This is a genomic window from Paenibacillus sp. ALE2, assembly GCF_054113385.1.
Window position 1 is genome coordinate 526,838 of sequence record NZ_CM134213.1, and the last position, 13,468, is coordinate 540,305.

Below are 13,468 nucleotides of genomic sequence, written 5' to 3' on the forward strand. Positions count from 1 at the left end.
GTTAATGAGACGAAAGGAGGGCCGTATTAACCTACAGTACGTATAAACGAAACGAGGTCATGTACTTACATCCGCACACGTCTGCTGTAACAAGCTAGTCCGCAGTACCAGTTACGGCAAGGCTTGTCCGCGCGCACTTACATACAATTGATACCATTCTTCACGGGTCATCAGTTCGCTCTGGCGTTCTGCATCCTGACATGCTTGGATTCGTTCAGGATTGGCACTGCCAATGACAGGCTGAATCCGTGCCGGATGCTTCATAAGCCAGCCCAGGACGATCGCTTCGCGTGTCGTTCCCTTTTCAGAGGCCAGCTTCTGCACCAGTTCTGCCGTCTTATGGATATGCTCAGGTTTTCCTTCCAGAGAACCTCCGCTAAAACGCCCCTGCGCCAGCGGTCCCCAAGCCTGGAGCTGAATATCCTCGGTTTGGCAATATTCCAGCAAACCTTCGCCAAAATGTACATTCGTCCCTGCCTGCTGGTTCACGTGTACGGTCTGATCTATAAAATGCAGATGTGCCAGGCTCATCTCCAGCTGATTAGCAATCAGCGGCTCCGTTAGGCTGCGCTCCAGAAAACGAATTTGGCTTACATTCATATTGGAAACGCCAAAATGCCGTACTTTGCCGGATGTCTTAAGCTCGCTGAACGCCTTCGCTACTTCTTCCGGCTCTACCAGCGGATCGGGACGGTGTAGCAGCAGGATGTCCAAATATTCAGTACCCAGACGCTTCAGGATACCGTCCACGGACTCCATAATATGATCATATGAGAAATCAAAACGACCCGGGAGCGTACCATCCGGCATAAAAATGCCGCATTTGGATTGAATGACGATTTGTTCACGCAAGCCTGGCTGTTCCTTTAAAATCCGACCGAAAATTTCTTCCGCTTTTCCCATACGATAGATATCCGCATGATCAAACATCGTAATTCCGATGGATTGTGCAGCATCTACAGCTCTCTCCGCTTCAACGACATGCTCCTGTGTAAACGGTGCATGGCTCCATTCTCCACCAAAAGGCATGCAACCGAGCACCAGCCGACTATCGGAGATCCCTCGTTTCTGTATAGGCATAATCTTCATGCTGCTCCTCCTTTAATCCTCAAAGTATTCCTTGCTTCATCAACATTCGAATAGTTCGTCAAACCGCAAAAATTAGACGGAAAACATGTCGTCTCCCGTCCAATTTTTTATTTTAGTTACTTATTAGACAGCCTTTCTTATATGTAATAATCAATAGCCAACTTCAGCAGATAGAGCGCGAGCAAATGTAGAGGATAAAACAAATAGAAGAAGGCTCGTGAGCCTTTTCCCCTCTCTCCGTTATATCGGGATAGCAGAGGGAGGGCAAAAATACAGGCCCCGCCGATCGCAAACGGATAAAGATATTCGTTCATTGTGCTGGCGTTGATGCCCATGATGCTGAGCGAATCGGGAACAGCCCATATAATGATGACTCCGAAAATGAACATAAGCGCAATTATTGCAATAATCCATCCGTTATAAATCTTCTGTTGTTTGCGAGCCACATAGAAAGCCAGAACCAAGAACACTCCAATTACACTCCAGTCTCCCAAAAAAGAGACTACGCAAAGAGCCGAAATCGCCAAGTATTTAAGTACAGGATTGGTCGTGTTGTCATAGAACCATATTGCCAGTAGACCCATCAACAACGTTAGCATGATGTTTCCCGAAGTATACCAATCTTTAAATACCAATCCGTAAGGCACCACACTGGCTAGCCCGGTTAGAGCAAGGCGCATTGTATATTTTTTGAAGCTTCTGGTATGGATATATCCTTCGGCTACAAAAAAAGCCATGATAGGCAATGTAATTCTGCCTACCACCTGAAAGCCCAAAAAATCGGCAAAAAATAGCCCTCCAATATGATCAATTAGCATTGCCAATACTGCAATTAATTTTAAACTGGTGGCATCAATGCCTTTCACCTCTGCTTGAACGGATAATCTTTGTTCCATATTCCTCCCCTTTTCTTCCCGAAGGACTATGCCCTCCGTATCTATTCTATTCGTAAACAGGTCTGTTCAGGAGGCTCCGGTCTCCCATCTTATCTAAGAGGTGCTTCAACAATTGGCGGGAAACGGGAATAATGCGCCTTGCTTCCCCGGAATTCTGATTGGTTTGAAAAATGATCTCCTTCTTGCTCTTATCTATAGATTCCACCTTCATCAGGTTTACGATAAATGCCCGATGACACCGGAACAACCTTGGGTCCTTAGCCTCAATATCTTTCAGATCGCCGTAAAACTCAAGAGTTCTGTTTTCGGAAACCAGACGAATTTTGTGGGGAACACCGGTTGTTTCAAAGTAATAAATGCTGGAGAAGGAAATTTGAAATTTCGTAAATTTATTGTCGAGTATAAACCAATCATCGACATCCAACACAGGCTTTCTTTGATGGGCAACAACAAGAACTTCTCTGACCTTTTTTTCCATTTCATCCTGACTAGCATCCTTGATAATGAAATCAAGAGCTGCTACCTTATATTGGAAGGTGATCGGAGACAGATGACCGTGGGTAGTTACAAAGACAATATGCCCATACATATCATATTTTCTGATTTCCTGAGCAACTTCCAGTCCCTTCATCTGACAACCAGAGATTTCAATATCAAGGAAATACAAGTTATTCGCACAAGCTTTAGATTCAAAAAGCAGGAGATCCGGCTTACTGGTGACAATGAGATTACTGCAGCAGATGCCAAGTTCCTCGCAGCTTTTACGGACCATCTTTTCCATTATGCGCTGCTGGATAAACTGATCTTCCAGGATAAAAATATTCATGATGTCGCTCTCTTTATAATTAATGTTTGCGTGAAAAAATCCGGTTCCTTTTTGGTATCCAAAGTGACATACTTGTTGCTGCGCAGCACCTTTGCTATATTGTACAAGCCAAGACCCCGATTGTCCGCTTTCGTTGAAAAGTTCCGTTTGTAGAGATCATTCACCTTAATCCCGTCAAGTGCAGAATGATTATAAGAGTTTCGTATCGTCACCGTCTGAATATCGTCTTCATGGATCAGTACAATATTTATGGACGGATTGCAGGTCTCTAATGCCGCATCGATTGCATTGTCCAGGAAACAAGAGATTACTCTGCAAAGGTCTATAATATCCATATACATTTCACTGATACCGCTATCAATTTCCAATTTTACGTCAACTCCACGCTTCTTTGCCACCAGCACCTTGGATGTAATAATACTCTTGAGCTCACTCACGTCCAGATTAATCAGGTTATCCAGACTATAGGAATATCCGTTCAACTGTGAAGCAGTAGGTTGGATAGAACTCTCATATATCCGCTTGATCATCGCCAAATCCCCAGTTCTGATCCCCTCATCCAGCATTAACAGGATATTGGTATAGTCATGTCTGAAGCCGCGGATGTCTTCGTACATTTTTTCAATCTCCATAATATAAGCCTCCAGCTGCAAGTATTGTTCCGTCTTGTTCTTCTCTAGCTCACGTTCACGCAGGAAGCGATACAGCCAATTGATCGTCATCAGGAAGATGGAGGTCAAGCCGATCAGCATCAACACAATCTTTAATCTGCTTGGATACGGATTGTTGCTCTCACACTCCGAATAGATAATGAGTCCGAGTCCGATGATCCCCAAGACTAAGATTAAAGAAGCTCCGACGATAAGCTTAATCCGATATAGCTTCAAAAGCCTGACCGCCGGAGTAGGAAACAAATAAGACACAAGCTTTCGGAGCGCCAAGTAGATCAGCGGAGGTGAACAAGCGGTTAGGAAGGGCGCCGTCCATTTGTTTTTATATTCATAAGGAACCGCATAGCTGATTACCGTTATGAAATAACCCAGCAGTGTCGTAATAAAGATGGTAAGGATGGCGTAGAAGCCTATGACCCACAAGGATTCATATTTGTCGGTCAACCACCCGTATAATGCCAGTAGCACAAATAGAAATAGGTAAACAATCAGTCCGAAGTTATTCAGAGCTGTTATTCCGATAAAATAATACATGACTAAAAACAGCAGCAGCTTATAATTCATACGGAAAACGCTTAGACCATTGCCGCTGACCATATGATATATTACAAGATAGCTGGTGTATTGCAAAAAATAAATGCCGGATGTAATCATTTTTTGTTCAATTTCCAAACTTTTGGGTTGAATGGTTCATAGAACAACCCGAAACAAATCCCTCCTCCTTCACCTCTTTTACTCATATGCTCCAGTAGCTTAGCCTTGAGTCTCTGGGTATGGTTGTTTCTGTGTTCTTTAATATTCTTGATATTGTTCATAATTGGCATAACTCCTTCTCATTATGGAATAGAATACTGGTGTGATGACGACTGCTTCAAGAAACAGCCCAAATATTAACCAAGGATAAAAATCTAGTGCGATGGCCACGAAAACAAACACTATACTTAAAAAGATAGCTTGTAATCTGCATGCTCTTCTGAACTTCGGATCTACCAATGGATTGCACTCCGTATCTGCCGGAGCGTATCTGGCAATTAGAATGATAGAAAGCAGACAGAGCGTCGCCAAAAAAAAGCGGTTCCATTCTACTTCCTTTAAGAGCCAGGGAACAAACACAAAGGTCAGTAGACTGACCCAGGTGCAATGATGCGACTTGCGAGCATGCCAGCCAAAGGACTTTCGCCGGACCACTGTATAGGAAAGCAGCATCGCAGCCGTTTCGGCTAATACACCGAGCAAACAGGCACTGACCAATACAAGAAGTATTTTTTCTGTGCCAGCCAGTATGTTCTCTAGATAATAAAGCACATAAGCACGCTTCTCCGCTTCCAATTCTTCGTCTTGAAAGTATTTATCAATGATCCACGTTGACAATTGATGATACAACGCCACCGCCCCTCCCTAACTTAATTGTGTGGGAAGCTGGAATTGAACATAATCACGATATTTATCATGCCAACTCATTAATTCGTGATGCGTGCCTACCCCCGTTACTTCTCCTTTATCCAAAAAGATTATCTGGTCCGCTTTGTAGATGGTTGACAAACGATGAGCGATAACAATGGTCATTTTATTCTTGGAGAGAAGCCTGATTACATCATGTACAAGCTGCTCTGACTCGCTATCCAGATTGGCGGTAGCTTCATCAAACAGCAGAATCTCATGGTCTGAAAGCAAGCATCTGGCAATCTGGATTCGCTGCTTCTGTCCCCCCGATAATTTGACTCCCCTTTCTCCAACAAAGGTATCCAAACCATCCGGTAATTGATAAATTACCTCCTTCAAGCCTACTGTATCAAGAGCCGCATAAATCTCATGGTCATCCGCGTCTCTGTTTAGGCCATATACCAGATTGTCTCTCACTGATCCTACCAGTAAGTCACTATCCTGCATAACATAGGATATTTTGCGACGCCATTCTTCCGTCCTAATCTTATCCAAATATACATTATTGTAATAGATTTCTCCATTATATTCTGAGTAAAATTTCTCTATTAAAGAAAATATTGTTGTTTTTCCCGAGCCGGAAGGCCCTACGATCGCTGTAGTGGTACCGCCTCTGAAGGTTAACTCTACGTTGGATAATACCGGTTGGCCCTGGTTGTACGAGAAAGAAACATTGGCAAAATGCAGGATATCCGAATTCTGATCATGACTTTTCATGTCCGGCACACTGCCTAACTTTTCTTGCTTCTCATCCTGCTGGTTATATATGGTATAAATTTCCTTGCTTGCTCCCTTGGCCTTCTGATACTGCGAGAAAAAACTGCTGAGCTGGGTCAGAGGCGAAACCATTGTAAACAAATAAAAGATCATGGATACCAAAGTACCTGTAGTGATATGTCCAGCGGCAATGCCGGCGCTTCCATACCAAAACATTCCTACCAAAGCTAGCATGATGATAATTGTGACAATCGGCTCAATGACAGCCGACAATATTCCCTCTTTGATGTTCAAGCGAAAGATACGTCCAAGTATCTCCCGAGTATATTTCATTTCAAGCTTTTCCGACGTCGTCGCTTTAATGAATCTGATGTTATAGAGAATTTTGGATAACTCACCAGAAAAATCTGCGGCTGCATCCTGTGCCTCAACCGCTACTCTATTCATCCTTCTTCCAATTGGATAGATTAGTAGCGCCGTTATAGGAATCAGAGCAACGAGTACACTCATTAATCTCCAATCCAACACAAATAACATGATGATGCAACCAGTGACCATCAGGACATCAGCCAGAATAGAAGGCAGAGTGATAGCCAGAAAATTACTTACAATAGCAAGGTCGTTCGTCATTCTGCTGATGATTTTGCCGTTCTCGTTGTTATCAAAATAATTAACCGGCAAATGGATAATTTTTTCCCAAATTTTCAGTCGCAGTTCCTGAAAAAACTTGCTCCCCACATATCTGAGGAGCAGAGAAGACACGGCGTTTAAAATCCCTCCGGCCAGAAACAGCGAAATAAGCACAGCTGCGGTCTGGATCGTCAGCTCCATAGCTGAGATCTTATCGACAAGCTTGCCTGTAATGATCGGCAATACTAATGAAAAAGCGGCGGAAATCAGTGTAAATACGATGCTCCAAGCAAGTGCAAGCTTGGGCCATCTCGCAATTTTGATTAACTCCAGCAAGGAATGGGCCGTTTGTTTTTCTTCACCGATCTTTTTATATGCCGTGCTCTCCATATTCAATTCCATTATGGCTTAATCACCTATTTCTCTTTGTGATTTTCGTATTCTAGCAAAAACTTCATTGCCATTGTATAGACACCTGCGGCTATCGCTACCATGACAATATAGGAGAGCGACAGCTTGGTTCCTATCCAGTCCGTTTGGTTGCTTAATTGAAACAGTAAGAAGCACACGGCGCTTCCGGCAAGAAACTCCAAAGAGTAGGAGAATTTCCGCCCTCTCTTCAACCTATCTAGTATAATATCCACTATAATTACAGCGGATGTAAGCATAAAAGAAATTTTATACAGCATAATCTTATCTCCAGCAACAATCTGCTGATCCTCAAAACTTGCAAAGTATCTGGCCAAAATTGTACCGATTACTAGGTATAATACGACAACTAGCACATTTATTCCGACACATTCGGCTGTGCTGTAGGTAATAGTCCCTTCGCTTCGTTGAACCAGGGTCGCCGCCAAGCTTGAAATAAACAGGACCAGAAACCAAATATAAAAATATGCATCCAGTTGAAAAGAGAGAAAATCGGTAATCAGTCCCACCATGACTGTAATAATTTCTTTTAATAAAATGAACATTACCATCTCCTCCTTTTAGCTAAATACCAGCATCTGCTTCCATGTACTCAAGTTCTCATTATCACAGGTCAGCAGTGTCAGCAATACACCTGCACATCCATCGAGCAGGCCTACTTTATCGAGAGATAACGGATCATCGACGCTTCCCTCAAGGTCTGTAAAGGGTACTGCTTCTTGAGTATTCCGGTATGATAACATACGATGCAAAAAATCATTCTTGAACGGTATGGCTGCCGTACGGCTGAAATGGTGCTGAATCAGGAGCAAGCCTGCATAGCCGTGACAGATCGTTGGTGAAATTACCTTTCTTAGCGAATCTGGTCTGGAGTAGACGGTATTGAACAATTGCAGAGCCTGCTGCTGCAGCGCTTTGTCCTCCAGGGCCAATCCCAGCCGGAACATAGCCACAGAAGCTCCCGGTGTGCCGTAACACCATGCATCTCTGTGATAACCTGGATTCCGACTAGTCTCTGCGGATTCATCCGGTGTGAACATATTAGGTATGACAAGGGTGCCGTTCCACTCTCTGATATTTCCTAGTAGAAAAGTCTTGGCAACTTCCAGTACTTCTCTCAATCCTGTTAACGGGTAGCGGCGGAGATGTGCAACAGCCAGCAAATTAATGGCTCCTGTAATTCCGTGCGCCATACCAAGATTATAGTAAATGGTCTGTTCGGGAAGTTCCCCGAAATGTCTCAGCTTGCCTACAGCATCCGTAATCAGTTGAAGGATCTTAAGGAGCACCGCATCCAGCTTCCCAGCGTATCTGTCTTGGCGTTCCTTAACCTCCATTAATGCAGCTGCAATCCCCGTCCATCCTGAAATCAAATCCAAGTCGCTATCCTCAATCAAGGAGTCTTCCAATTTCCCCCTTGTCTCCTCATAGAATTCCCCATAGCTGCTAAGAAACATATCCAGCGTCTGTGAGAGCACATTCGTATATCTTGTTGAACCTCTTGAACACTCGTTGAACAGATAAATAACACCTGCCAATCCGGTATACAGTGACAATGAATGGAACGGTATATTGCCGATTAAGCGCACAATCTCCTGATTGTACTTGAAAGCAAGCGCATCCCACCCTTCCCCCGGGTAGACTTCATCTAGTTTATCCAGAAGAAGGCTGATCCCGGGATATCCTGAAGCCAATGATATCAGCTCCATTTCAGGGTAATCATGCATGGCGTGCTTCTTGATTAGCAGGGTTACAGTATCTATATCTTTGTAGATTTCTGCGCTTTGCCTGACTATTTCAGATAAATTTCCCGGGACTTGTTTGACCGCCATAAGCTCCTCCTCAATAAGCAACATGGTATTTGCTTACCTGTAAATAATCTTCCAAACTGTAGTAGCACAGGTGTAGGGCAAGCTCTTCCTTTTCCCGGTCCAGGCCGAACACTCTGTTGCAGAACATGTGCATGATGCTGAACATAATATCATCGTAATAATTGGTTCTGTCGTCAGCTTCCCGGATAGCCGTGAAATATGCAGCGTATTGCCACAACCTGTCGCCTGTATCGCTTGCTGGCAAGGATATGGAACGGGTCTGTTGAATCCTTTGAAATAGCGCTTCTTTGTGTTCCCGATACTCCTGTCTGAATTTCTTCGGATCAATAATCGCAGCCATAGCCTTCAATTGATCTTCTGCCAGCGGATACGCGCAGTTCACAACCTCAAAAAGTCCGGTACAGCAAAATAACATCTGATCGGTTGCATTAATTGACCTCTTGCCTGCATAATAGCCTGAAACTAGATAAGAATCGATAGCAAATAACCTCTCCGCTTGTTCAATGAAGGCCGCGCCGCCATACCGCAAAATTTCAGGCCGGTAAGGAACAACCGAATAGGAACTAACCAATCCGGACGAGGTTACAGTATTCAGGAAATCAAAAACATAGTTCAAGGCCGTGAAACGCTGATGCTCTACGCTTCCCGACATTTTGCACCTTAGCCTGATATGCGGCTCCTTATCTGCATACTGGACAAAAAAAACCTGGTCAATGAAGTACTCGGCGCTATTGTCCATGAATGTCTTAAATGCACTGCCCAGCAAATCGGTTAGCATTTCCTGATTGTAATATACCTGCAGGGATATCCAATCCGAACCTGGATAATAAACGGCATTCACCGAAGAACTCAGCACTTTATTTAAGCTTTTATCGGTAGCCTGTGCAGACAATCTGTCTATCGGCAAGTACTGAAACATCGGGCTTTTGCAAAAAAATACGCACTCCTCCATATATCGGTTAGCGGAAGCGAACAATTCTTTCTCCGTTTCCATAATAACGGCCGCCTTGCCTTCCGGATTCCGGGTATATTCTTTGTGCAAAAGCTTTCGATGATGATGGCGATCCAAATCCAGCAACAGCTTATTGTCCAGCTCCACCAAATATACATATCGCGGAATGTTATACTTTATGATCCAATCCTCCAGAAAGGCCAGAAACTGTTCTTCGCTCTGGAGCTGTTTATCCGCATATAATGTCCATTTTTTGGGGCAGATGATGATATTTTTATAGGTTACTCTCGGTGTAAAAGAAGAATCATAGAGATACTCCTCCAGATGGGACCATCCGGTCTGATACTGCAGATTAATATCATTCAGAAACCGGATCAGATAAGGCGCCAGCTCTGTATTGTACATGCTGCTGAGTTTGGGAAATACCAGTTCGCCTGTTTCCCTGTGCTTCAGATAAAAGTATCCCGAATCCTCCACCCCTACCAGCAGCTGGGAAACATCTAATTTCCGATTCTCGGGAAACGTGGCCATATCCATAGATTGGTCTGGTGTCGGGCCTGCCGTCATAATATTAGTTATTTTGGGACTGAATGGGTAAAATGAGATTTCAGCGCCGCTCTCCCCTGCTTTCTGATCCTTCGGGTTCCTGACAAAATTGAAGATTTCATCACGGCTATCCTTGTCAAACATGTAGGCAAATCTTCCGAAGCTCTGACACGCTTCCAATGATCCGGCTCTGTTGTTTAAATAAAACGTAACTTCACCTTGCTCATTCTCCATGCAGGAATAATACAAATCGAACGAGACATGGACATTCTCCAGACTCAATTCAGACAGCTGTTGGATTTTGACCTCGTCAAGCACGATATCCGAATGATTGACAAGCGCTTCGGTCTGCCACTCCGCAATTAGCGCCTTAAGCTGTCGGAACCTGCCTTCATCTTTGTGCCTGTACTTATCTCCGTTCTGGTAGTGGCTCTTGTACTCTTCAGGTTTGCCGAGCCCCAAGGTCTTACTGAACAACTGCAATAAGGGCACTTCTTCATATACTCCGTACTTCTCAGTAAATTGCTGACGATAGTCGGAAAGTGTATCCTCTTTCCTGTACGTAGAAAGCATGCTCAATATTGAAGCTATTTGGGACAACGATTGCCTATCGCTGTCCGACAATAGAATTTCATTTACCTGATTCAGTCTTACGTCTATTTTGACCAAGTCGCCCTGATAATCGGGAAGGATAAGCTGGACTAGTTTTCGGACAGCCTCAATGCCTTCGCGTTTGACCGCAGCAACTGTAATGTCCTGAATGGCTTGTCCAACTCTCTCCAAAATATCTGAGTAATATGCTGCCTTGGGAGCAGCAAGCAGCTTTAGTGTACGTATCAGATGCTCCAGAGGAGCGCTATCCCGAGGATTGGGAATCATCTCACTTACTAAAAAGCCTTGTTCTATCAATTGCTGCAAAAAATCTGTGCTGATCGTGTCATCCACGCCGAAGGCGTCTTTTATAGCTTGCATAAGCTGCAGAAAAGTCTGCTGCTCTTTATCAAGGATCTTCATGATGAAATCTATGACCGGGGTTTTGAGAATAGATATATTTTCAGTGCTTCGTTCCTCCTGATCTGCTGCAAACAGAGTCTGATAGGAGATGACGAGCCTGTGATGGTCAATGTAAGAGGTGTTATTTACACTCAGTCTCAATTCATTGCGGACATCCGAATCCCCATGGAAAAGCCCTATTAAGCGGTAAATTAGGCTATAATCCGGAGTTGCCCAGACGACATGTTCCCCGGCGCCTCCCGTTTTTCCAAATCGGGAAATGCCTACTCCCGCGAACAGTCCAAACGGTGTTGGTCTACAAATTGCCCGCGAAATGAACTTGCTTAGACTTAGGATAAGATTCCGCTTTTTTTTGGACTTCAATGTTCTGCCTTGTTCCAGGCTTTGCAGTGCAGCGTAGGTCGAGGGGCTGGAGACATAAATGGAATCTATCAACCCCTGCTGCTGAACGAACCGTACAAGTCTGTCAAGGTATTCATCATCATCTAGTTGTTCATGATCAAATATCTGCGTATAATGCTCCATGCCAAGCAACGTTTTCCGGTACATGTAATTTTCCGAGATTTCAAAGTTCTCCAACATGCAATCAACCTCTCATCTGTCTTAAAGCACGAATTGAACCGGCAAGGCTTACTTCATAATAATTCCGCTGAACATCAATCAGTCTCGCGCCTTGACGGAGCAGACACTCCATTTCTGTGCGTCCGGCATTCATCCCCTGCGCGATAAGCTCTCCGCTAAGAGAGGCAACAACTCCGCTGAATAAGGCGCTGGCAATACTCGTACCGATACCCACTGTGTATGCTTTGTCAAATCCCAGCACTTCGTATAAGTAATCCTCTGTGTCGAAGCTCGATTTGGCAACCATTACCCAATCATTGTTGTAATTGATTTCATACTCATCACCACTCGGCGCAAAAAATTGATCGTTGAGCGTATTGCTGAACCCGGAGATATCCCCGTTCTTATTAGTTGATCCAATTGGGTATACTCCCTTTAAATTCGCAGGTACTCTGTACTCCTGCGTAATATCGCGTCCATCGTTTCCTGCGGAACAGACTACCCATATGCCTTGCGCATTGGCGCAGTCAACCAAAGCCTGAAACCTATTGAACTCGAATAAGTCGACCTCATATTCTGTACGATAGCTGACGTTGATAATTGGATATCCTTTAGCAATACCCTCTTCCAGCGCTCTATACAACCATTCAAGCTTGCTTATTCCTTTTTTGTCCGTAATTTTGTAGACAACAACCCGAGCGAAAGGGCATATCCCCTTCAATATATATTTGCCGGTAACAGAGCTAACCATTTGTGTACCATGCCCGACGTAATCGCTTATACAAGGCTCATAAGGTACAAATGACTTGCATTCTGCCTCAACTAGATTACCTTGGATCTCTGAGTGGGATTTATCGACGCCTGTATCAATAAACAGGATAGTAAGCGGCTGACCAACAGTTGCACCACAACTAAAATGATCGGTCAGCCGGGCTACATGCCAATTGTATATATTAGGTTTTATCATGCAATCTCCATAATGTAAGTAGGGGTAGCCCATTTCACTACCCCTGACTTACGAATCGCTTATGAATTATTTACAATTGGAACAAGAACCGGTACAGATACAGGTAAGAGTTTTACATACTGCTTTGGATACCTTAATGGTTGTCTTGATGATTGAAGCTTGTGGGCTAAGCTCACTGGCCTCATAGCTCTTTCTTAAATCAAGGTCAAACATTTGATCTACTTTCATTTTCCTCTTCCTCTCTGAATTAAATTCTAATAAACATGATTTCAGTGGTACCCCTAAATCACGTTCATTGTGAGTAACCGTATGTCATATCTTGCTGTCGATGAATAAAGAATATATCTAATTCTCCCGTTTTTTATACTTTATTCCTGAAAGGTATTCCAAACCTCCTAAATTGCAGTCATTTTGCTGCCCATGCGGCATGGCATAAAAAATACCGACACGGAGCGGAACGATGACGCTTGGAGCATGGCATATGCTTGCAAGAACCCGGTATGTTCCTATACGGGTGTCTCGTATAAATCAGGTGAAGAAGAGTTGCTTAGCATAGAGCGCTCGTCCTATGGCTACGATGTGCTGGATCATGTGGACCAACTGCGCTTCAAACAGGACATGACTGCAAAGGAACTGACTGATGCACTACATGCACGCGACATCCCAAACAAGCACGCAAAATCTGTTGAGATATCAAGTTCCTATGGCTGCCAATCTCGATGACCATATTCATACGATACTGGCCGAAACGACAGAACAAAACGGTGGCGTTCTCTTGTCTATGGATGGAATCCAGCCGGAAAAAGATAATGAAGCATTGTACGTCTTATGAATTAGGGAAGAATGTATTCAATGTTTATGTTCCTCCATTGAAAAAGAATCTACCATATCGCCA

At 43.9% G+C, this 13,468-nt stretch carries 12 protein-coding genes; 1 reads left to right on the plus strand and 11 read right to left on the minus strand.

Annotation, left to right across the window (positions count from 1 at the left end; translation table 11 throughout):
- Positions 1-111: 111 nt before the first annotated feature.
- The 11 genes from ACXHJ1_RS02035 to ACXHJ1_RS02085 form a co-directional block, all read right to left on the minus strand.
- Entirely contained in the window at positions 112-1,089 is a 978-nt protein-coding gene (locus ACXHJ1_RS02035) for an aldo/keto reductase (RefSeq protein ID WP_174820600.1), read from the minus strand.
- A gap of 137 nt (positions 1,090-1,226) precedes the next feature.
- On the minus strand, positions 1,227-1,985 hold the full coding sequence (locus ACXHJ1_RS02040) for a TraX family protein (RefSeq protein WP_102998723.1): 759 nt from the start codon (positions 1,983-1,985) through the stop codon (positions 1,227-1,229).
- 46 nt (positions 1,986-2,031) lie between these two features.
- Positions 2,032-2,811: a LytR/AlgR family response regulator transcription factor gene (locus ACXHJ1_RS02045; protein ID WP_117288407.1), complete on the minus strand. Its 780-nt coding sequence runs from the start codon at positions 2,809-2,811 to the stop codon at positions 2,032-2,034.
- Positions 2,808-4,136 carry a sensor histidine kinase gene (locus tag ACXHJ1_RS02050; RefSeq protein ID WP_016819882.1) on the minus strand — a complete coding sequence of 443 codons (1,329 nt, stop codon included), beginning with the start codon at positions 4,134-4,136 and terminating at the stop codon, positions 2,808-2,810. The genes ACXHJ1_RS02045 and ACXHJ1_RS02050 overlap by 4 nt, the downstream gene beginning before the upstream one ends.
- Positions 4,137-4,274: 138 nt before the next feature.
- Entirely contained in the window at positions 4,275-4,865 is a 591-nt protein-coding gene (locus ACXHJ1_RS02055) for an accessory gene regulator AgrB (protein ID WP_102998725.1), read from the minus strand.
- A gap of 15 nt (positions 4,866-4,880) precedes the next feature.
- Complete coding sequence (locus ACXHJ1_RS02060) at positions 4,881-6,674, minus strand: ABC transporter ATP-binding protein (protein WP_457905522.1); 1,794 nt, start codon at positions 6,672-6,674, stop codon at positions 4,881-4,883.
- Positions 6,675-6,688: 14 nt separating this feature from the next.
- Positions 6,689-7,246, minus strand: a complete 558-nt coding sequence (locus tag ACXHJ1_RS02065) for a DUF5823 family protein (protein ID WP_016819877.1) — start codon at positions 7,244-7,246, stop codon at positions 6,689-6,691.
- A 15-nt stretch (positions 7,247-7,261) separates the two neighbouring features.
- Positions 7,262-8,533, minus strand: a complete 1,272-nt coding sequence (locus tag ACXHJ1_RS02070; RefSeq protein ID WP_107735013.1) for a lanthionine synthetase C family protein — start codon at positions 8,531-8,533, stop codon at positions 7,262-7,264.
- A gap of 10 nt (positions 8,534-8,543) precedes the next feature.
- On the minus strand, positions 8,544-11,627 hold the full coding sequence (locus tag ACXHJ1_RS02075; RefSeq protein WP_457905523.1) for a lantibiotic dehydratase: 3,084 nt from the start codon (positions 11,625-11,627) through the stop codon (positions 8,544-8,546).
- 4 nt (positions 11,628-11,631) lie between these two features.
- A complete protein-coding gene (locus tag ACXHJ1_RS02080; RefSeq protein WP_226888857.1) occupies positions 11,632-12,573 on the minus strand; it encodes a S8 family serine peptidase in 942 nt (313 codons plus the stop codon).
- A 66-nt stretch (positions 12,574-12,639) separates the two neighbouring features.
- Positions 12,640-12,801 carry an epilancin family lantibiotic gene (locus tag ACXHJ1_RS02085; RefSeq protein WP_080561132.1) on the minus strand — a complete coding sequence of 54 codons (162 nt, stop codon included), beginning with the start codon at positions 12,799-12,801 and terminating at the stop codon, positions 12,640-12,642.
- Positions 12,802-13,213: 412 nt separating this feature from the next.
- Between ACXHJ1_RS02085 and ACXHJ1_RS02090 the strand changes: the two genes are divergently transcribed.
- A complete protein-coding gene (locus ACXHJ1_RS02090; RefSeq protein ID WP_102998728.1) occupies positions 13,214-13,405 on the plus strand; it encodes a hypothetical protein in 192 nt (63 codons plus the stop codon).
- Positions 13,406-13,468: the final 63 nt, after the last annotated feature.

What these genes read in the sequence shown, in the direction of transcription:
- ACXHJ1_RS02075 (WP_457905523.1), bottom strand. Translation starts at nt 11,627, where the DNA reads ATGTTGGAGAACTTTGAAATCTCGGAAAATTACATGTACCGGAAAACG.
- ACXHJ1_RS02035 (WP_174820600.1), bottom strand. Translation starts at nt 1,089, where the DNA reads ATGAAGATTATGCCTATACAGAAACGAGGGATCTCCGATAGTCGGCTG.
- ACXHJ1_RS02045 (WP_117288407.1), bottom strand. Translation starts at nt 2,811, where the DNA reads ATGAATATTTTTATCCTGGAAGATCAGTTTATCCAGCAGCGCATAATG.
- ACXHJ1_RS02060 (WP_457905522.1), bottom strand. Translation starts at nt 6,674, where the DNA reads ATGGAATTGAATATGGAGAGCACGGCATATAAAAAGATCGGTGAAGAA.
- ACXHJ1_RS02050 (WP_016819882.1), bottom strand. Translation starts at nt 4,136, where the DNA reads ATGATTACATCCGGCATTTATTTTTTGCAATACACCAGCTATCTTGTA.
- ACXHJ1_RS02065 (WP_016819877.1), bottom strand. Translation starts at nt 7,246, where the DNA reads ATGTTCATTTTATTAAAAGAAATTATTACAGTCATGGTGGGACTGATT.
- ACXHJ1_RS02070 (WP_107735013.1), bottom strand. Translation starts at nt 8,533, where the DNA reads ATGGCGGTCAAACAAGTCCCGGGAAATTTATCTGAAATAGTCAGGCAA.
- ACXHJ1_RS02090 (WP_102998728.1), top strand. Translation starts at nt 13,214, where the DNA reads ATGCACTACATGCACGCGACATCCCAAACAAGCACGCAAAATCTGTTG.
- ACXHJ1_RS02080 (WP_226888857.1), bottom strand. Translation starts at nt 12,573, where the DNA reads ATGATAAAACCTAATATATACAATTGGCATGTAGCCCGGCTGACCGAT.
- ACXHJ1_RS02040 (WP_102998723.1), bottom strand. Translation starts at nt 1,985, where the DNA reads ATGGAACAAAGATTATCCGTTCAAGCAGAGGTGAAAGGCATTGATGCC.
- ACXHJ1_RS02085 (WP_080561132.1), bottom strand. Translation starts at nt 12,801, where the DNA reads ATGAAAGTAGATCAAATGTTTGACCTTGATTTAAGAAAGAGCTATGAG.